Source organism: Streptomyces panacea, assembly GCF_040560175.1.
Classification (GTDB): Bacteria; Actinomycetota; Actinomycetes; order Streptomycetales; family Streptomycetaceae; genus Streptomyces; species Streptomyces panacea.
This window is the reverse complement of the sequence record NZ_JARJHW010000093.1, coordinates 1-18358: the sequence shown is the minus strand read 5'-3', so window position 1 is coordinate 18358 and position 18358 is coordinate 1. Positions and strand designations below refer to the sequence as shown.

At 70.7% G+C, this 18358-nt stretch carries 17 protein-coding genes and 1 pseudogene; 5 read left to right on the top strand and 13 right to left on the bottom strand.

The window, feature by feature from the left end; translation table 11 throughout:
- Positions 1-21: 21 nt before the first annotated feature.
- The 3 genes from pfkB to P3L51_RS21625 form a co-directional block, all read right to left on the bottom strand.
- Positions 22-975 carry a 1-phosphofructokinase gene (gene pfkB / locus P3L51_RS21635; RefSeq protein ID WP_354606929.1) on the bottom strand — a complete coding sequence of 318 codons (954 nt, stop codon included), beginning with the start codon at positions 973-975 and terminating at the stop codon, positions 22-24.
- A gap of 103 nt (positions 976-1078) precedes the next feature.
- Positions 1079-1840 (bottom strand): DeoR/GlpR family DNA-binding transcription regulator, encoded by a 762-nt coding sequence (locus P3L51_RS21630; RefSeq protein ID WP_354606928.1) that lies wholly within the window; start codon positions 1838-1840, stop codon positions 1079-1081.
- Between the two features lie 311 nt (positions 1841-2151).
- Complete coding sequence (locus tag P3L51_RS21625) at positions 2152-3651, bottom strand: MFS transporter (RefSeq protein ID WP_435594496.1); 1500 nt, start codon at positions 3649-3651, stop codon at positions 2152-2154.
- Positions 3652-3713: 62 nt separating this feature from the next.
- On the opposite strand from P3L51_RS21625, the gene P3L51_RS21620 reads away from it, so the two are divergent.
- Positions 3714-4688, top strand: coding sequence for a helix-turn-helix transcriptional regulator (locus P3L51_RS21620; protein WP_354606926.1), 975 nt, complete (start codon positions 3714-3716; stop codon positions 4686-4688).
- 119 nt (positions 4689-4807) lie between these two features.
- Here P3L51_RS21620 and P3L51_RS21615 read toward each other — a convergent pair whose 3' ends face one another.
- On the bottom strand, positions 4808-5803 hold the full coding sequence (locus tag P3L51_RS21615) for a sigma-70 family RNA polymerase sigma factor (protein WP_354606925.1): 996 nt from the start codon (positions 5801-5803) through the stop codon (positions 4808-4810).
- Between the two features lie 148 nt (positions 5804-5951).
- Between P3L51_RS21615 and P3L51_RS21610 the strand changes: the two genes are divergently transcribed.
- The gene (locus tag P3L51_RS21610) at positions 5952-6098 is read left to right on the top strand and encodes a hypothetical protein (RefSeq protein WP_354606924.1); all 147 of its coding nucleotides are present in this window, start codon (positions 5952-5954) and stop codon (positions 6096-6098) included.
- Positions 6099-6195: 97 nt separating this feature from the next.
- On the opposite strand, the gene P3L51_RS21605 is transcribed toward P3L51_RS21610, so the two are convergent.
- Positions 6196-6600, bottom strand: coding sequence for a nuclear transport factor 2 family protein (locus P3L51_RS21605; RefSeq protein WP_354606923.1), 405 nt, complete (start codon positions 6598-6600; stop codon positions 6196-6198).
- A gap of 157 nt (positions 6601-6757) precedes the next feature.
- Here P3L51_RS21605 and P3L51_RS21600 point away from each other — a divergent pair, with 157 nt between their 5' ends.
- Positions 6758-7453 carry a type 1 glutamine amidotransferase domain-containing protein gene (locus tag P3L51_RS21600; RefSeq protein WP_354606922.1) on the top strand — a complete coding sequence of 232 codons (696 nt, stop codon included), beginning with the start codon at positions 6758-6760 and terminating at the stop codon, positions 7451-7453.
- 186 nt (positions 7454-7639) lie between these two features.
- On the opposite strand, the gene P3L51_RS21595 is transcribed toward P3L51_RS21600, so the two are convergent.
- From P3L51_RS21595 to P3L51_RS21575, 5 genes are all read right to left on the bottom strand, one after another.
- The gene (locus P3L51_RS21595) at positions 7640-9142 is read right to left on the bottom strand and encodes a glycoside hydrolase family 3 N-terminal domain-containing protein (RefSeq protein WP_354606921.1); all 1503 of its coding nucleotides are present in this window, start codon (positions 9140-9142) and stop codon (positions 7640-7642) included.
- Positions 9139-9966, bottom strand: coding sequence for a carbohydrate ABC transporter permease (locus P3L51_RS21590; protein WP_354606920.1), 828 nt, complete (start codon positions 9964-9966; stop codon positions 9139-9141). The genes P3L51_RS21595 and P3L51_RS21590 overlap by 4 nt, the downstream gene beginning before the upstream one ends.
- Entirely contained in the window at positions 9963-10976 is a 1014-nt protein-coding gene (locus P3L51_RS21585; RefSeq protein ID WP_435594495.1) for a carbohydrate ABC transporter permease, read from the bottom strand. Before P3L51_RS21585 ends, P3L51_RS21590 begins: the two co-directional genes overlap by 4 nt.
- On the bottom strand, positions 10966-12255 hold the full coding sequence (locus P3L51_RS21580; RefSeq protein WP_354606919.1) for a sugar ABC transporter substrate-binding protein: 1290 nt from the start codon (positions 12253-12255) through the stop codon (positions 10966-10968). The genes P3L51_RS21585 and P3L51_RS21580 overlap by 11 nt, the downstream gene beginning before the upstream one ends.
- 134 nt (positions 12256-12389) lie before the next feature.
- On the bottom strand, positions 12390-13172 hold the full coding sequence (locus P3L51_RS21575) for a dioxygenase family protein (RefSeq protein ID WP_354606918.1): 783 nt from the start codon (positions 13170-13172) through the stop codon (positions 12390-12392).
- 113 nt (positions 13173-13285) lie between these two features.
- Here P3L51_RS21575 and P3L51_RS21570 point away from each other — a divergent pair, with 113 nt between their 5' ends.
- On the top strand, positions 13286-13783 hold the full coding sequence (locus P3L51_RS21570; protein ID WP_354606917.1) for a MarR family winged helix-turn-helix transcriptional regulator: 498 nt from the start codon (positions 13286-13288) through the stop codon (positions 13781-13783).
- A 49-nt stretch (positions 13784-13832) separates the two neighbouring features.
- Here the strand turns inward: P3L51_RS21570 and P3L51_RS21565 are convergent, their stop codons facing one another.
- A complete protein-coding gene (locus P3L51_RS21565) occupies positions 13833-15380 on the bottom strand; it encodes an MFS transporter (RefSeq protein WP_354606916.1) in 1548 nt (515 codons plus the stop codon).
- 236 nt (positions 15381-15616) lie between these two features.
- Positions 15617-16267, bottom strand: a complete 651-nt coding sequence (locus P3L51_RS21560) for a TetR/AcrR family transcriptional regulator (RefSeq protein WP_354606915.1) — start codon at positions 16265-16267, stop codon at positions 15617-15619.
- Between the two features lie 243 nt (positions 16268-16510).
- Here P3L51_RS21560 and P3L51_RS21555 point away from each other — a divergent pair, with 243 nt between their 5' ends.
- Positions 16511-17812, top strand: a complete 1302-nt coding sequence (locus P3L51_RS21555; RefSeq protein WP_354606914.1) for a M6 family metalloprotease domain-containing protein — start codon at positions 16511-16513, stop codon at positions 17810-17812.
- 28 nt (positions 17813-17840) lie between these two features.
- Here P3L51_RS21555 and P3L51_RS21550 read toward each other — a convergent pair.
- A pseudogene (locus P3L51_RS21550) lies at positions 17841-18358 on the bottom strand (long-chain fatty acid--CoA ligase); the annotation flags it as partial.

Here is an 18358-nt window from a genome sequence, read left to right as displayed (position 1 = left end):
CCGGGGACGTACGGGGAGAGGTCATGAGGCGGGCTCCGAGAGGGGACGGTTCAGGGGGATGTCGGCGGACACGGTGACCGCCCGCGGGTCGAGGTCCGCGGGTGACGGCATCACGCTGCCCGGCAGTTGAACGGCGGCGGCGCCGTGGGCGACGGCCGAGGCCAGTGCGTCCGGGCCGGTGCCGCCCGCCGCGAGGAAGCCCGCGAGGGAGGCGTCCCCGGCGCCGACGTTGCTGCGGACGGTCGCGACGGGGGCGCTCGCGAAGTGGGCGCCCGCGCCGGAGACCAGGAGCTGGCCGTCGGCGCCGAGGCTGGCGAGGACGGAGCCGGCACCGTAGGTGAGGAGTTCCTCCGCCGCCTTCAGCGCGTCGCCGACGGTGGCCAGCGGGCGGCCGACGGCGGTGGCCAGTTCCTCGGCGTTGGGCTTCACGACGTCCGGGCGCTCCTTGAGCGCCGCCAGGAGCGAGGCGCCCGAGGTGTCGAGCGCGATGCGGGCTCCGGCGGCGTGGGCGCGGGCGACGAGTTCGGCGTACCACCGCGGGCCCAGCCCCCGCGGCAGGCTGCCGCAGCAGGCGATCCAGTCCCCGGCGGCGCCCACGTCGTACGCGCGGAGCGCGGACAGCAGCGCCTCCGACTCGGCCGGGGTCAGTTCGGGGCCGGGCGCGTTGATCTTCGTCAGCGTGCCGTCCGGTTCGGCGAGGGCGATGTTCGAGCGGGTCGCGCCGGCGATCGGCACGGGGGCGACGTCGATGCCCTGGCCTGCGAGGAGTTGGGCGACGAGCGCGCCGGGGGCGCCGCCGAGGGGCAGCACGGCGACGGTACGGTGCCCGGCCGCCGCGACCGCCCGCGAGACGTTGACGCCCTTGCCGCCGGGGTCCATCCGCTCGACAGTCGCGCGCAGGACCTCACCGCGGTCCAGGGCGGGTATCTCGTACGTACGGTCCAGGCTGGGGTTCGGGGTGACGGTGAGGATCATGCGGGGGCCTTCCGGGTCCTGACGACTCTTGAAGCCACGTGGGGCGAAGGCGCGTGGGGGCGAAGGCGCGTGGGGCGAAGGCGCGTGGGGCGAGCCCACCTGGCTAGACACTGAGAACCTCGGTGCCCGCGGCCTCGATCGCCGCTCGCGCGTCGGGGGCGATCCCGGTGTCCGTGATCAGCAGGTCGACGTCGGCGAGGCCGCCGAAGCGGGCGAAGTGTTCCTGGCCGTGCTTGGCCGAGTCCGCCAGCAGGACGACGCGGCGTGCCGCCGCGACCAGTGCGCGCTTGACGGACGCCTCGGCGAGGTCGGGGGTGGTGAGGCCGCCGTCCGGCGAGAAGCCGTTGGTGCCGAGGAACACGACGTCGGCGCGGATCTCGCCGTACGCGCGCAGGGCCCACGCGTCGACAGCGGCGCGTGTACGGTGCCGGACCCTGCCGCCGACGAGGTGGAGGTCGATGCCCGGGTGGTCGGCGAGGCGCGCGGCGACGGGCAACGCGTGGGTGACGACGGTGAGTTCGCTGTCCAGCGGCAGCTCCGCGGCGAGCCGCGCGACGGTCGAGCCCGCGTCGAGTATCACGCTGCCGGTGCGGGGCAGCTCGGCGAGCGCGGCGTGCGCGATGCGGTCCTTCTCGTCGGCGGCGGTGGACTCGCGCTCGGCGAGGTCGGGCTCGAAGTCGAGGCGGCCGGCGGGGATGGCGCCGCCGTGCACCCGGCGTACGAGCCCGGCGCGGTCGAGCGCCTTGAGGTCGCGCCGTACCGTCTCGGCGGTGACCTGGAACTCCTCGGCGAGCGACAGTACGTCGACCCGCCCGCCCTCGCGGGCGAGGCGCAGGATCTCTTGCTGCCGCTCTGGTGCGTACATGTGGTTTTAGGTCCGTTCAATGCCCGAGTCTGTGGTTTCGGGTCACATTACGGCGAGGGTTCGTGGAAGTAAACACATGTGGGCGTCCGGTTGCCGGGGGCGGGAGGCGGGGTCTCCGGAGGGATATGTCCGGACGGCGTGATTTGCGGCGCGTGCGGGGCTCGTTGGCCCCGAGGAAGCCAGGCTTCTCACGCGCCACAAATCAGCCCGAGTGTCCGAACACACTCCTCCCGCGCCCCCGCCCCCCTCACGCCGGTGAGGAATCCGTACGGCACCCGGCCACTACCGGGCGGCACCGGCGCCGGCCCCGGTCAACCGACCACCGTGACCCGCCGCTTCGGCAGCGCGAACATCAGCAGGAAGATCCCCGCCAGCACCGCCGCCACCCACCACAGCGCGTTCTGGAACCCGTCCGTGAACGCCGTCGCCACCGCGTCCGGCGTCGTCGCCCGCCGGTCGTCGACCACCCCGAAGAAGACCACCGACACCAGCCCGAGACCCAGCGCGGTCCCCATCTGCTGCACCGTGTTGATCAGGCCGGACGCCGAACCCGAGTGCTCGCGCGGGACGTCCGACAGCACCGCGTCCGTCAGGGGCGCCACGATCAGGCCCATCCCCAGGCCCATCACGACCAGCGGCGGCACCATCTGCCAGGTGCTGATGTCCGCGCCGTACCGTCCCGCCTCCCACAGGTAGATCAGTACGCCCGCCGCCATCGTCAGGGCGCCGGTCTGGAGGACCTTGCGGCCGAAGCGCGGGACCAGCTTCTGTACGGAGAGCGCCGCGGCCGTGGACACCGCGAGTGAGAACGGCAGCCCGGTGAGGCCGGCGTGCAGCGGGCTCCAGCCGAGGCCGATCTGCATGTAGAGCGTCCAGACCAGGAAGAAGATGCCGAGGCTGACGCCGAAGGTGAGCTGGACGGCGATGCCCGCGGCGAAGCTCTTGACCTTGAACAGGGACAGTTCCACCAGCGGCGACCCGTCCTTGCGGGTCTTCGCCTTCTCGTACGCCACGAACGCCGCGAACACCAGGAGGCTGCCCGCCATGCACAGGTGCCCCCAGAGCGGCCAGCCCAGCTCGCGGCCACGGGTGAGCGGGTAGATCAGCATCAGCAGCGCACCGGTCACCAGGACGACGCCGACCACGTCGAGCCGCAGGGCCTTCGGGGCCTTGGACTCGGTGATGAACTTGCGGCCCAGGATCACACCGGCGATGCCGACGGGCAGGTTGATCAGGAAGATCGGGCGCCATTCGAGGCCGAAGAGGTTCCACTGCGTGAGCAGCGCGCCGAGCAGGGGCCCCGAGACCGCGCCGAGGCCGACGATCGCGCCGAACATCCCGAAGACCTTGCCGCGTTCGTGCGCCGGGAAGGTGACGTGGATGATCGCGAGCACCTGAGGCACCATCAGCGCGGCCATCGCGCCCTGGAGGAGCCGGGAGGCGACGAGCATCTCGGGGTTCACCGCGAAGCCGCAGAGGGCGGAGGCGAGGGTGAAGCCGGTGATGCCCAGGAGGAAGAGGCGCTTGCGGCCGTAGATGTCGCCGAGCCTGCCGCCGGTGATCAGTCCGGCGGCGAAGGCCAGCGCGTATCCGGCGGTGATCCACTGGATCGAGCCGAAGGTCGCCGACAGGTCCCGCTCGATGCTGGGAATGGCGATGTTGACGATGGTGACGTCGACCAGGTCCATGAAGGCCGCGGTCATGACCACGGCCAGCGCCAGCCAGCGCCGGCGGTCGGCGGGCCCCGGGGCTGTCGCGGGAGTGAGGGTTGTATCGGGTGTGGCGACCGGGGAAGTCGCTGGAGAAGTCATGGGAGGAAGCTAGTCACCATATAGGCCAGAACATGTCCTAGATGGCTGTCACTCTGGAACGCATGACGGACACTCCGGCACGACTCCTGAATCTGCTGTCACTTCTCCAGACCCCGCGCGAGTGGCCGGGCAGCGAGCTCGCCGAGCGTCTGCACGTCAGCGCGCGCACGATTCGCCGGGACATCGACCGGCTGCGCGATCTCGGCTATCCGGTCGAGGCCAGCAAGGGCGCGGTCGGCGGGTACCGGCTGGTCGCGGGTGCCGCCATGCCGCCGCTGCTGCTCGACGACGAGGAGGCCGTGGCCATCGCGGTGGGGCTGCGGGCCGGCGCGGGGCATGCCATCGAGGGCGTCGAGGAGGCGTCCGTACGGGCGTTGGCGAAGCTGGAGCAGGTGCTGCCGTCGCGGCTGCGGCACCGGGTCTCCACACTTCAGGCCGCGACCGTGCCGCTGCTCGTCCGGGGGGACGCCGCGAGTGTGGACCCGCGGACGCTGACGGCCATCGCCGCCGCGATCACCGGTACGGAGCGGCTGCGGTTCGGCTACCGCGCCGGGGACGGCGCGCGGACCAAGCGGCAGGTCGAGCCGTACCGCCTGGTGTCGACGGCCCGGCGCTGGTATCTCGTCGCGTACGACCTGGGGCGGGAGGACTGGCGTACGTTCCGGCTCGACCGGGTCGGCGATCCGTATCCGACGGGGGCCCGCTTCACGCCCCGTGAGCTGCCGACGGGAGACGCGGCGGAGTTTCTGAGCGGCTCGATGTCGCGTGCGCACCCGCAGGTGGAACTGGACGTGAGCTTCGCGGCGCCCGCCGAGTTCGTGGCGGCGCGGCTGCCGGCCTCGCTCGGTGTGCCGGAGCCGACCGGTCCCGACAGCTGCCGGCTGCGCGCGAGCGCGGCCGATTCGCTGGAGTGGCTGGCGCTCCGACTGGCGCTGGTGGACTGCGAGTTCACAGTCCGTCAGCCGGCGCGGCTGATCGAGCACATCAGTGAGCTGGGAGGCCGGCTGACGCGTGCCGCGGGTGCCGGGGACGAGTGAGGTACGCGCGGCAGGTGCGTACGCGAGGAGTCCCGGCACCGGGGGGGGGTGGTACCGGGACTCCGTTCAGCTGGGGGAGTTGGTCCCCCTGGGCCAGAGCCTCACGCTGGTCCAGAGCCTCACGCCGCGGATTCGAAGCCCACGTCGTGCGCCATCTTCTTCAGTTCGAGAAGGGCGTGCTTCTCGATCTGCCGGATCCGCTCACGGGTCAGACCGTGCTGCTTGCCCACCTCGGTGAGCGTCCGCTCCCGGCCGTCCTCGATGCCGTACCGCATCTTGATGATGGAGGCCGTGCGGTGGTCGAGCCTGCCAATCAGGTCTTCCAGCTCCTCGCTGCGGAGCAGCGTGAGGACGGACTGCTCGGGCGAGATCGCCGAGGTGTCCTCCAGCAGGTCGCCGAACTGGGTGTCGCCGTCGTCGTCCACCGACATGTTCAGGCTGACCGGGTCACGGGCCCAGTCCAGGACGTCGGTGACACGCGCGGCGTTGGAGTCGAGCTCGGCGGCGACCTCGGTGGGGTCCGGGTCGCGCCCGTGCTCACGGTTGAACTCGCGCTGCACCCTGCGGATACGGCCGAGCTCCTCCACGAGGTGGACGGGCAGCCTGATCGTGCGTGACTGGTCCGCGATGGACCGGGTGATGGCCTGGCGGATCCACCAGGTCGCGTAGGTGGAGAACTTGAATCCCTTGGCGTAGTCGAACTTCTCGACCGCGCGCACCAGGCCGGCGTTGCCTTCCTGGATGAGGTCGAGCAGGGGCAGTCCGCTGCGCGGGTAGCGGCGGGCCACGGCGACGACGAGACGGAGATTCGAGCGTATGAAGACGTCCTTCGCGCGCTCACCCGCGGCGACGAGGGCTTCGAGCTCCTCGTGCCGGGCGCCGGCGCCCTCGCTCTCCACGGCTCCGTCAAGAATCTGCTGCGCGTACACACCCGCTTCGATGGTCTGGGACAGCTCGACCTCCTTGGCGGCGTCGAGCAGCGGCGTGCGCGCGATCTCGTCGAGGTACATGCCGACCAGGTCGCGGTCGGCGATCTCGCCGCCTACGGCGCGAACACTGCTTGCCGCTTTCGAACCACCGGTGGCGGTGCGACGGGCGACGGCACGGGTTGCCATGCGAGCTCCCTTACTAAGTCGGTCGCGACACCCTTTCGGGTGCCCTGCATCCGTTGGAAACAACGACTGGAATCCGGACAGAATTCCCAAGGCGTGCACTCTTTTTTGTGATCATGCAGTACCCTGTCCCGCCACCGAGGAGGGACGCATGGTGCCAAGTCGGGCGGAAGCCCAGGTCAGAACCGGATTCGAGGACGATCCGACGGCGCTCAGGGACATTCACCACCGCTGCGTCCGTGAGACGCCGATCACCCTCGGCACCGGCGCCCTCACTCCCGAGCGGCGCCGCCCGTGACTGCGCTCCTACCCCGAAGACGGCACACACCGCGTCAAGGTTGCTCAGGATGTCCGTTCTGGGTGAGTCCTCGGTCGCGCGGCCCGGGGGAACCGGGTCAGGCCCTGGTGATATTCCTGCCCGGCATCGGCTCCGCGAGGGCCGCCCGCCATTCGGGCGCGCCGAACGCGTCGGCGAAATACTGCGTCTCGTGCACCACGAGCCCGTCGGCGAATTCCATCGTGCTCACCGAATAGGTGGGCATCTTGTCGTAGGTGATGACGCACTCGCTCACCCACAAATTCCCGCCGCCGACGATCCGGCGGACGGTGAAGTGGCGCCGGGCGGGGTGCCCGCCGCGTTGCGCCGAGATCGTCGCGCGGCCCCGGAACCGCTCGGCCGACTGGGGGTAGTCGAGGATCGCGTCCGCGGCGTAGATGGCGTGCTCGGCCTCGGTGTCCCCGCGTTCCGAAGCCCGCCAGTGCTCCTCGATCGCGGCTCTGGTGCGGATATCGGGATCCATCGCGCTCGTCCCTTCTCCCCGCGGCCGGAGCGAACCGGACGGCACCGGGCCGGCCCGGTGCGGCGAAACAGTAGCCGAGAGGCCGTCCTCATGCGTCGGGCCGGACGCGTGTTTACGGTGGAATCAGTCGATTCCCTCTGTCGTGAGGAGGCGCGTGATGGCGAAGGTGCTTTTCATAGTGAGCGGAGCGACGTACTGGGTGCTCAAGGACGGCACGAGGTACGCGACGGGTTACTGGGCCGAGGAATTCGCGAACCCGTACAAGGCGATCACGGACGCCGGCCATGAGGTCGTGGTCGCGACACCCGGCGGCGTGACCCCGAATGTCGACATGATGAGCCTGCGACCGGCGATGGCGGGCGGCGAGCAGGGAGCCCTTGAGCTGGAGGCCATCATCCGCGACGCGGAGGCGATGCGGCGGCCGCTCAAGCTGTCGGACGTTCGTCTGGAGGACTACGACGCGGTCTATCTGCCGGGCGGCCACGGTCCGATGTCGGACCTGGCGTTCGACGCCGACGCGGGCCGGCTGCTGACGGCGCAGCTCGCCTCGGAGAGGCCGCTGGCGATCGTGTGTCACGCCCCCGCCGCGATGCTGGCCACCAGGATTCACGGGGAGTCGCCCTTCAAGGGCCGCAAGGTCACGGGCTTCACGAACGAGGAGGAGGACGGGGTGGGGCTGTCCTCCAGGGCGACATGGCTGCTGGAGGACGACCTCAAGGACAAGGTCGGCGTCGAGTACAGCCGCGGCGAGACCTGGAAGCCGTACATGGTGGAGGACGGCAGCCTCATCACCGGGCAGAATCCCGCTTCCGCCGAGGTGCTGGGGGAGCGGCTGCTACAGATCCTCGGGTGAACCCGTGCGGGTGCGTGCCTCTCAGGGCTGTCCCGTTACTCCCCGGCGGGCGCCGCGACGACAGCCACGGCACCTCGCCGCGCTGTCGGACCGCCCGGATACGCCCGGTACGGGGGCCGCCCTCCGCCCTGCGACGCACCGCATCTGACGCCGCGCGCCGATCCACCGGGGACTACGGGACTGCCCTCAGCCTCCGTGCGGGGTGCCGCCCAGAAGGCGCTCCACGGCCGCCAGGGCGTTGACGCGGGCCGAGCCGTACGTCACCACCGTGTTGGCCGCCAGCGCGTCCACGGCGTGCGGCCAGCCGGTGAGGACGACGACCGCGTCCGGGCGGCGGGCGACCAGTTCGCGCAGCAGCGCGGTCTCCGCGGCGTCCCGGTGCGGCTCCCTGGCGATGACGACCAGGGGGCGGCCGTCGGAGCCCTGGAGCGCGGTGTCCGCGCGGGCGGCGGTCGGGCCTTCGGCGGGTACCCCGGTGGTGATCAGACCGGGCATGGCCTCGGCCAGCAGCCGGTTCAGGTGCAGCGCGCGGCTGCCGGACGCGTGGTTGACGCGCTGTCGCAGGTCGATCACGTACGGCGCCGAGCCGAGGGCCACGTTGCCGCGTACCCGCAAGGCGGTGCGGGCCACGGCGAGCGGCAGTTCGTCCTCCTTGGGAGGCGGCGGCGTGGCGCGGGCCGCGGCGATCCACTCGGCCAGCTCGCGGGCCCGGCGGCCCGCGTCGGTGAGCCGGTCCGTGGGCAGTACCCCGGAGGCCACCGCGTCGAGGAGCGCGTCGCGCGCGGTCTCGTAGGCGCTCTCGGCGGCCTCCGCGCTGTCCGGGTTCCCCAGGCACAGCAGGTCGGCGCCGCCGAGAACGGCCTGGACGCAGGCGGGGCCGAAGCCCGGGTCGACGAGGACGGCGCCCATGTCGAGCGCGTCCGTGACGATGGCGCCGGTGAAGCCCAGCTCCTCCCGGGCCAGCCGGGCGGCCTCCGGGTTCAGTGAGGCCGGTGCCTCCCCGAAGGGGAGGGCCTTGATGTGCCCGGTCATCAGGCAGCGGCTGCCGGCCTCGATCGCGGCGGTGAACGGCAGCAGATCGCGCCGCCGGAGCAGGTCGAGGTCGGCGTCCAGCTGGGGCACGCGCAGGTGCGAGTCGACCGCCGTGTCGCCGTGGCCGGGGAAGTGCTTGGCACAGGCCGCGACGCCGGCGGACTGGAGGCCCGTGACGTACGCGGCGGAGTGCCGGGCCACCAGGGCGGCGTCCGAGCCGAAGGCGCGTATGCCGATCACCGGGTTGTCCGGGTCGGCGTTGACGTCGACGTCCGGTGCGAGGTTCAGGCCGATGCCCGCCGCGCGCAGGTCGTGGCCGATGGCGCGGGCGACCCGTTCGGTGACGTCGGTGTCGTCGACCTCGCCGAGGGCGCCGTTGCCGGGGTAGGAGGAGCCGGTCGCCGCCTCCAGGCGGGTGACGTCGCCGCCCTCCTCGTCGCTCGCCACGATCAGGTCGGCGCGGCGGGCGTGAAGGGCGGCGGAGAGCGCGGCGGCCGTACCGGGGTCGGGCACGTTGTGCGCGAAGTACACGACGCCGGCGAGTCCGTCGTCCACGGCGCCGAGCAGCCACGCGGGCGGCTCGGTGCCGTGGAAGCCGGGCAGCAGGACGGCGTTGACCAGCCGCAGCGGCTCGGCCGCGGAATCCCGGGGACTCACCCCTTCACCGCCCCGGCCGCCAGTCCGGACGCCAGCCGCCGCTGCACGATGATGAAGAAGATCAGCACCGGCAGGGTGATGAGGGTGGAGCCGGCCATGACCGGGCCCCAGGAGGTGGAGTTCTCGCCGAAGAACTGGAACAGGCCCACGGCCGCCGTGTACTTGGAGCCGTCCTTCATGAAGGTGTACGCGAAGACGAACTCGTTCCACGCGGTGATGAAGGCGAACACGCTGGTGGCGACGAGTCCCGGCGCGACCAGCGGCAGCAGTACGGACCAGAACATCCGCGGCCACGAGCAGCCGTCCAGATACGCCGCCTCCTCGACCTCCTTGGGCACCGTCGCGACGAAGCCGCGCAGCGTCCAGATCGCGAACGGCAGTGACAGCGCGATGTAGACAACGGTCAGTCCGATGAGGCTGTTGAGGAGTTCGTAGTCCCGCATCTGTAGAAAGAGCGGGATGACGAGCGCCTCCAGCGGGACCATCTGCACGATCAGCACCATGATCAGCACCGAGGTGCGGAACCGGAAGCGGAAGCGGGCGACGGCCACGGCGGCGAACAGCGCCAGCAGCCCGGAGACCAGGATGGTGCCGAGCCCGACGATCATCGAATTGAACAGGAACTGACCGAAGTTGCCGCGGTCGAAGATGTAGCTGAAGTGCTCGCCGCTGATCCCGCTCGGCAGGACGTCGGCGCCACGGGTGATCGCGTTCGGGTCGAGCGCGGTGCTGACCATCCAGTACACCGGGAAGAGCGTGAAGACCAGCAGCGCGAACACCGCGACAGCGAGCCCGATCCGCCCGGCGGTCGTCGTGCGGGTCACAGCTCGTCACTCTCCTTGAAGAGGGTTCGGATGTAGACGATCGTGATCAGCAGCAGGAGCAGCGTGAGGAGTACGGCGGTGGCCGCTCCCGCGCCGTAGTCGTTCAGGGCGAACGCCTGCTGGTAGGACCACACGCCCAGGTTGAGTACCTCTTCGTTGCTGCCCGCGCCGCCCGGCATCAGATAGATCTGTGTGAAGACCTTGAAGTCCCAGATGGTCGACAGGATGGTGACGACGAGGAAGATCGGCTTGATGGTGGGCACGGTGATCTTCCAGAACCGCTGCCAGGCGTTCGCGCCGTCGATCATCCCCGCCTCGTACAGCTCCTTGGGGATGGTCATCAGCCCCGCGAGCACGGTGATGGCGACGAACGGGAAGCCGTGGTGCACCACGTTGAGGGTGGCGATGGCGTAGAAGGACAGCCGTTCGGTGAACCAGTTCGTGGTCTCGGGGTCGATGAGTCCGAGCGATCCCGCGAGCTGGCTCATCATTCCGTCGCCCGCCGAGAACAGCCACACCCAGACGTAGGTGCCGGTGACGGCGGGCATCGCCCAGGCCGCCATGATCGCGGTGGAGCAGATGACCCGCCAGGTCGTGCCGAGCCGCTGGAGCAGCAGGGCGGCGAGGGTGCCGAGCGCGACGGTGAGGGCCACGCAGGCGACCGCGAAGAACACGGTGTTGGGCAGGACCGTGCGCCACAGGGCGCCGTCGGTGAGCAGGTCCTTGTAGTGGTCGAAGCCGGTGTAGGTGCCGACGCCGCCGCCGAACTTCACCTCGTAGTCCTGGACGGACAGGATGCCGACCTTGACCAGCGGCCACAGGAGCAGGCCCGCCAGCACCACGAGGGACGGCAGGAGCAGCAGCCAGGGGCGGGTGGTGCGACCGAGCTGCTTGCGGCGCAGGGTCGGGCCCGGACGCGGGGCGCGCGGCCGCGGCGACTTCACGGGGGAGGTCGCCGCGGCCACGTCGTCGTCGTGCGCCGAGTCTTCGATGACTGACTCAGGAGGCAAAGATCTTGTCCATCTCCTCGGCGGCCTGGTCCGCGGCCTCCTGCACGGTCTGCTTGCCGGTGAGGATGGACTGCACCATCTTCGTGACGACCTGCGTGGCCTGGATCTGGCCGTACGCGGGGGTCTTGGGCACGGTCGCGCCGGCCTCGGTCATCTGCTTGGCGAACGGCGCGACGAGCGGGTCCGCCTTCGCCTGGACCTCCTTGAGGAGGGAGTTCTGACCGGGGAAGTAGTTCGTCTGCTCGGCCCACTTGGTGGCGAACTCGCCGGTGGTGACCAGCTTGACGTACTCCCAGGCCAGGTCCTGGTTCTCACCCTTGAAGGTGGAGAGGTAGGAGCCGCCCAGGAAGGACTTGCTCATGCCGCCGGTCTCACCCGGGATGGGCGCGGCGGCGAGCTTGCCCTCAAGATCGGGGGCGGCCTGGACGAACGCCTTGGGCGTCCAGTTGCCGGAGAGGGTCATGGCGATCTTCCCCTTCTGGAAGTCGGTCGCCACCTCCTTCTCGGTCCAGGTGGTGACCTTCGCCGGGGACAGCTTGTCCTTCTTCGCGAGGTCGGTGTAGTACGTGATGCCCTTGACCGACTCCGGGGAGTTGATGCCGGACTTCCACTTGCCGCCCTCCTCGACGGCCAGTTCACCGCCGGCGCCCCAGACGAACGGGGTCGCGAACATCTCCGCGCCGCCCGCGACCGGGAAGGAGATCATGCCCGGCTCCTTCTCCTTCAGGACCAGCGCGGTGTCGCGCAGTTCCTTCCAGGTGGTCGGGGCCTTGAGGTTGTGCTTCTCGAAGATGTCCTTGCGGTAGAGGAGGCCGCGGACACCGGCGTACCAGGGCATGCCGTACTGCTTGCCGTCCAGCGTGCCCGCGTCGGCCAGGCCCTCGACGAGGTCGTCGCCCAGCCCGGAGTCCTTCACCTTGTCGGTCACGTCCACGAGGCCGCCGGTCTCGGCGAACTGCGGGATCCAGGTGGTGCCGACCTCGGCGACGTCGGGGACCTGGCTCGGTCCGCCCTCGATCGCGGTGGTGAACTTCTTCTGCGCGGTGGCCCACTGCTGGTACTCGACCTTGACCGTGGCGCCCGTCTTCTTCTTGAAGGCCGCGGCGACCTCGTTGAAGAAGGGCTTGGGGTCCGGGTTGGTCCCCTCCATGATCCATACGGTCAGGGTCTTGCCCTTGCCCGACGTTTCGCCGCCGTCCCCGCCCGAGTCCCCGCTGCCGCAGGCAGAGAGTCCGAGCGCCATGGTGACGACAAGGGCACCGATGACATGTTTCCGCATGGCCGCTCCCTAACAGGATGTCTAGACCACAGGAACGTACGGAGCCCGGATTGCCCGGTCAAGTGCCGTCGGCCAGGGGATGTCGAACCGTTGCCTATCTGAACCCGTCTGCCATTGGGCCGACCACTGGCGGATCAGCCGAACTGGACCGAGCGTTTGGCCAGGCCCATCCAGAAGCCGTCGATGACGTTCCGTACGGTGTCCAACTCGTCCTGCGCGGCGCCGAGCGTCACGAACAGCGGCGCGAAGTGCTCGGTGCGCGGGTGGGCGAGCGGCCCGGCCGGGGACTTGTGGGCGAAGTCGAGCAGCGCGTCGACGTCCCGGGCCAGCAGCGCCTCCCGGCCCCAGGCGTCGAACTCGGCCGACCAGCCCGGGACTCCGGGTCCCACGTGGCGCAGCGCGGCCAGGTTGTGGGTGAAGAAGCCACTGCCGACGACGAGGACGCCCTCGTCCCGCAGCGGGGCGAGCTTGCGGCCGATCGCGAGGAGTTCGTTCGGGTCGAGCGTCGGCATGGAGATCTGGAGGACCGGGATGTCGGCGCCGGGGAACATCTCGACGAGCGGGACGTACGCCCCGTGGTCGAGCCCGCGGTCGGGGACGCGCTGTACGGGGGTGCCGGGGCCGCGCAGGAGCTTCTCGACGGAGTCGGCGAGGCCGGGGGCGCCGGGGGCGGCGTACCGGACCTGGTAGTAGCGCTCGGGGAAGCCCCAGAAGTCGTAGACCAGCGGCAGGGTCTCGGTGGCACCGAGGGCGAGCGGCGCCTCCTCCCAGTGGGCTGAGACCATCAGGATCGCCCGGGGGCGCGGCAGGTCGGCGGACCACGCGGCGAGCTGTCCGGGCCAGACCGGGTCGTCGGCGAGGGGCGGGGCGCCGTGGGAGAGGTAGAGGGCGGGCATGCGCTCCGCTGTGCTGTTCATGGTGTCTCCCTGCCGGTGGCGGTCCGTAGATCTACTTGAACCTTAAAACACTTACTGAGCCGGACCTTACTTTCATCTAGTTCAACTTTCAAGGAGCACGTACAGTGGGGAGCATGGAGAGCGACGGGCGGACACGCTGGCTCAGCGCCGAGGAGCAAGGCGTCTGGCAGGCGTATCTGCAGGCCACCACGTTGCTGGAGGATCATCTCGACCGCCAGTTGCAGCGTGACGCGGGTATGCCGCACATCTACTACGCGCTGCTCGTGCATCTGGCCCGCGCCCCGCACCGCCGGCTGCGGATGACCGAGCTGGCCAAGAACGCCAAGATCACCCGGTCCCGGCTCTCGCACGCGACGGCCCGGCTGGAGAAGAACGGCTGGGTGCGCCGCGAGGACTGCCCCTCCGACAAACGCGGACAGAACGCGATCCTGACCGACGAGGGCGAAGCCGTACTGAAACGGTCGGCGCCCGGCCATGTCGCCGCCGTACGGCAGGCGATCTTCGACCGGCTCGGCCCCGAACAGGTGACCCAACTCGGGGAGATCATGCGGGTGCTGGCTGAGGGGCTTCAGCCGGACGGTTCGGACGCGGATCTGCCCTGGCGCCGCTGACGAACAGCGGCACCAGGGCAGCGGTGGGACGGGCCCTCCCGGGGGAGGGTCAGTGCATGGCCACCGGGATCTGGACGTCTTCCGCCAGACCGTCGGCGCCCTCACCCTTGGCCACCTGGGTGCTCCCCGGACGGCCGGTGTTGATGAAGGTGAAGGCGATCGCGGCGGCGAGGACCAGGATGCCGACCGCCCACCAGATGGCGCTCGCGTATCCGTGCACCATCGCCTGGAGCTCCAGGAGCTTCGCGTCGCCGGCACCCGCCGCGTTCGCCGCGACGTACGCGGTGGTGGCGGAGGCGGCCACGGTGTTCAGCAGCGCCGTACCGATCGCGCCGCCGACCTGCTGCGAGGTGTTGACCATCGCCGAGGCGACGCCCGCGTCACGCGGCTCGATGCCGTGCGTCGCGAGGGACATGGCCGGCATGAACGCCGTACCCATGCCGAGACCGAGCAGCAGCAGCGCCGGCAGGATCAGAGCCGGGTACGAGGTGTCGAGCGCCAGCCGGGTCAGCAGCAGCATGCCGGTCGCGCCGACCAGGAAGCCGGGGCCCATCAGCAGCCGCGGCGGCACACGGGTCATCAGCCGGGCGCCGATCTGGGTGGAGCCCGTGATCATGCCCACGATCATCGGCAGGAACGCGAAGCCGGTCTGGACCGGCGAGTAGCCCTTCACGACCTGGAGGTAGTAGGTCAGGAAGAGGAAGAGACCGAACATGCCGATGATGGCCAGGCCCAGCGAGAGGTAGACACCACCGCGGTTGCGCTCCATCAGGACGCGCAGCGGCAGCAGCGGGGACTTCACCCGTGCCTCCACCGCGACGAACGTGGCCAGCAGTACGGCCGAGGCGACGAACATGCCGATCGTCGTCGGGTCGGACCAGCCCTCGGACTCGGCGCGCGTGAAGCCGTACACCAGCGCCACCAGGCCCAGGGTGGACAGGAAGACACCGGGGATGTCGAGCGGGTTGCGGTTACGGCCGCCCGCGGGCTCCCGGATCACGAAGTAGGCGCCGACGGCGGCCACGATCGCGAAGGGGATGTTGACGAAGAAGGTCCAGCGCCAGTCCAGGTACTCGGTGAGGAATCCGCCGAGGATCAGACCGACCGCGCCACCGCCACCGGCGATCGCGCCGAAGATGCCGAACGCCTTGGCGCGCTCCTTGGGATCACCGAACGTGACGGCGAGCAGGGAGAGCGCGGCGGGCGCGAGCAGGGCGCCGAACGCGCCCTGGAGGGCGCGGGAGCCGAGCAGCATGGCCTCGCTGGTCGCGGCGCCGCCGATGGCGGACGCGGCGGCGAAGCCGAGCAGGCCGACGGTGAAGGTGCGCTTACGTCCCCACAGGTCGGCGATGCGTCCGCCGAAGAGCAGCAGACCGCCGAAGGCGAGCGCGTAAGCGGTGATGACCCATTGACGGTTGCCGTCCGATATGCCCAGATCCTGCTGGGCGGAGGGCAGCGCGATGTTCACGATCGTCGCGTCGAGCACGACCATCAGCTGGGCCAGGGCGATGAAGACCAGGGCTTTCCAGCGCTTGGGATCAGGGCCCGACTCGGGGACCTGGGGGTCCGGGAGCCGGGTCTCGGCTGTTTTTGACATGGGTGAGGCCGCCTATGCGTACGAAGAGTTCATAACGGGCGCGGGGACGCACTGGTCGGCCCTGGGCGCGGGTTACGGGTTACCGGTTCGGAAGAGGCCGGCCGACTTGGTCGAGGTCGGCGGCGTGACGTAGTGGTCGTGCGCGTGGTGCCACACGGTGGTGGTGCGTAGTGGTCTTACGCCGTGGTGTTACGTGGTCGACAGAAGTTCTTGGTCCGGGGGCGCGTCACACGTCGTCATCGACCGTGGCGCAGGTCCTCCAGAGTCGCCGCCGCACCCGGCAGCTCGGAGCGCGCGGGCGCCTCCAGGCCGTCGAGGAACAGCTGTAGATGCCGGTGCGTGAAGCGGTCGATGTTCAGACAGCCGGTACCGGGCAGCGGACGGGTGAGCTGGGAGAGCGCGACCATCAGGTCACCGACCGCGACGTCGGTGCGCAGCCTGCCTGTCGCGCGCGCCTTCTCCATGAGGCCTTCGACGGCCCCTTCGAGGCGTTCGCGTTCCGCGTGCAGGTGGGGAAGGTCTCCGTTGAAGCTGCCGGAGAGGAGCGGGCACAGGGCGCCGATCCGCTCGTCGGCCGCCGCGTGGACGAAGCGGCTGAGCGCCACGAACGCGTCGGCCTCCTCGGCCGCGGCACGCTCCGCCTGGTCCGCGGTGCGCGCCATGACGGAGTGCACCACCTCCAGGACGAGCGCGGCACGGTCAGGGAAGTGGCGGTAGAGAGTCGCGTTGCCGACGCCGGCGCGCCGGGCGATCTCGTCGAGCGGCACGTCCGGGCCCGACTCCACGAGGATTTCGCGGGCCGCCGCCACGATGCGCTCCCTGTTGCGCAGAGCGTCCGCTCGCGGACGCGGAACGCGACGCGTATCGGATTCGGCAACGGTGGTCACGACGGGCCCTTCCCTCGGTTCACACAAGTGGGGAACGCGTCCCCGTTTTCCTTGACACGGGTGCAAACGGGGAAGTCGTCCCCGGTTATTTCGCCGGGACCTGTGAGCTGAGTCACAGGGCCCACGCGACCTCCGAAACCCCACGATCGGCGCACCCAGCGAGCGCCGACACGCCGCCCGACGCAGGGTGATCGGACGGAGAGCAGTCAGCACGGACGACTGCCGCTGACCCGAAGGCGGCCGATGAAGCACACCCGTCGGATACGCGAAACCGCAGGTCACGGCCGCCACACCAGACCCCGCCGGCTGGGCGCGCTCGCCGCACTCGCCGCCCTGACCCTCGCCGCCCTCACCACCGCCAGCGCGACCCTCCCGCTGCCCACCCGCGCCTCCGCCGGGCCGGTCTCCACCTCACACGACTCGGCGCTCGCCCCGTGCCGTATCGCCACCGCCACCGGCGTCCAGATGTCCGAGGGAGTGCCCACCCCCACCGGCTACTCCCGCTCGACCGGCACGGTCCGCGCGCTCAACCTGATGGTCGACTTCTCGGACGCGCCGGGTCCCGGCAGCGCCGCCGACCGGCTCGGCGAGTTCTTCCCGCAGACGTCGCAGTGGTTCCGCACCAGTTCGTACGGGCGGCTCGACTACCGCCCCGAGGCCCCCCTGAAGGACTGGCTCCGGATGCCGCTGCCGTTCGCGGACTACGGGATAGAGCGCGGCGCGCCCTACGAGCCCGGCTACCGGCGCCTCGTCCAGGACATCGTGACGGCGGCCGACCCCGAGGTGGACTTCAGCGAGTACGACCTGCTCAACATCCTCGTCACCCCCAACGCCGGCCCCTCGGCCCTCGACACCGTCCTGTCCGTGACGTTCTCCGGCAACGGCGAGGCCCCGAAGGCGGACGGCGTCCCGCTCGCCAACACGTCCTTCGTCTACAGCAGGCAGGACGACGGCTCGGGGTCGTACTCGCGGACCGGCTACCGCGTCCTGCCGCACGAGAACGGCCATGTCTTCGGCCTCCCCGACCTCTACACGCTGGAGGGCGGCGGCACGGTCGGGCACTGGGACATCATGTCCGAGGACTGGGGGGCCAACAACGACCTGCTGGGCTGGCACAAGTGGAAGCTCGGCTGGCTCGACAACGAGCAGATCAGCTGCGCGTCGGCCCCCGGCGAGAGCGAGCACGACCTCACCCCGCTGGCCACCGGGGGCGGTCACAAGCTGGCGTTCGTGCCGCTCTCCGAGGACTCCGGCTACGCCGTCGAGGTCCGCACCCGCGCGGGCAACGACGAGGCCGTCTGCAAGCCGGGCGTGCTGATCTACCGGGTCGAGTCGGACGTCGACACGGGTCGCGGTCCGGTGACCGTCTCCGACAGCGAGGAGCGCAGCGGCGGCTGTACGCGGCGGCCCAATGTGCACGCGGAGCTGTCGGACGCGCCGTACGGGCCCGGCGAGACCTTCCGGGACCGGGACAGCGGCGTCAGCGTCACGGTGCTCGGGAAGCGCGGGGACGGCGGCTACCGGGTCCGGATCAACCGGTCCTGACCTCCCGTTCAGCCTCTCCTGAAGATCCTCAAGATCCGTGGAGTCCCGAGGGTCCCGAGGGTCCCGAGGGTCTGAACCAGCCGTCGGGCGTGAACGCCTCGGCCGTGGCCCGCTCGTCGCGCCAGTAGGCGTACGGGAGCGACTGACCGCGCAGCCACCGCTCACCGGTCTCCGCCACGACGCGCGACTCGACGGCGGGCGTCGCCCGGAGCGGCCCTCCGGGCTGTCGCGCCGCGCCGTCCAGGACCAGCGCGCCGCCCGCCGCCATCGCGCCGTACACCTCGGCGAGCGCGACGGGACCGGAGAAGGGGCCCGTCGGACGCGTGACGGGCGCCGGGCCCAGACCCGGCAGCTCGCCGCGTTCGAGCGCGTCGGCGGCGGCCCGGAAGCGGGCGTCCATCGCGGCGCCCGCCTGCGCGAGCTGGGTGGCGACGGCGCCCCGCAGGGGGCTCGCCGGTGACGCGTAGACGATGGTGGCGTCGTCCTCGGCCCGGATCTCGATGTCGGGCGGGGCCGCGTACGGATCGGGGGCGGGCAGCTCCTCGT

Bases quoted from the DNA above. Each gene is read 5' to 3' on its own strand.
- pfkB (WP_354606929.1), bottom strand. From the start codon at position 975: ATGATCCTCACCGTCACCCCGAACCCCAGCCTGGACCGTACGTACGAG.
- P3L51_RS21630 (WP_354606928.1), bottom strand. From the start codon at position 1,840: ATGTACGCACCAGAGCGGCAGCAAGAGATCCTGCGCCTCGCCCGCGAG.
- P3L51_RS21625 (WP_435594496.1), bottom strand. From the start codon at position 3,651: ATGACTTCTCCAGCGACTTCCCCGGTCGCCACACCCGATACAACCCTC.
- P3L51_RS21620 (WP_354606926.1), top strand. From the start codon at position 3,714: ATGACGGACACTCCGGCACGACTCCTGAATCTGCTGTCACTTCTCCAG.
- P3L51_RS21615 (WP_354606925.1), bottom strand. From the start codon at position 5,803: ATGGCAACCCGTGCCGTCGCCCGTCGCACCGCCACCGGTGGTTCGAAA.
- P3L51_RS21610 (WP_354606924.1), top strand. From the start codon at position 5,952: ATGGTGCCAAGTCGGGCGGAAGCCCAGGTCAGAACCGGATTCGAGGAC.
- P3L51_RS21605 (WP_354606923.1), bottom strand. From the start codon at position 6,600: ATGGATCCCGATATCCGCACCAGAGCCGCGATCGAGGAGCACTGGCGG.
- P3L51_RS21600 (WP_354606922.1), top strand. From the start codon at position 6,758: ATGGCGAAGGTGCTTTTCATAGTGAGCGGAGCGACGTACTGGGTGCTC.
- P3L51_RS21580 (WP_354606919.1), bottom strand. From the start codon at position 12,255: ATGCGGAAACATGTCATCGGTGCCCTTGTCGTCACCATGGCGCTCGGA.
- P3L51_RS21575 (WP_354606918.1), bottom strand. From the start codon at position 13,172: ATGAACAGCACAGCGGAGCGCATGCCCGCCCTCTACCTCTCCCACGGC.
- P3L51_RS21570 (WP_354606917.1), top strand. From the start codon at position 13,286: ATGGAGAGCGACGGGCGGACACGCTGGCTCAGCGCCGAGGAGCAAGGC.
- P3L51_RS21565 (WP_354606916.1), bottom strand. From the start codon at position 15,380: ATGTCAAAAACAGCCGAGACCCGGCTCCCGGACCCCCAGGTCCCCGAG.
- P3L51_RS21555 (WP_354606914.1), top strand. From the start codon at position 16,511: ATGAAGCACACCCGTCGGATACGCGAAACCGCAGGTCACGGCCGCCAC.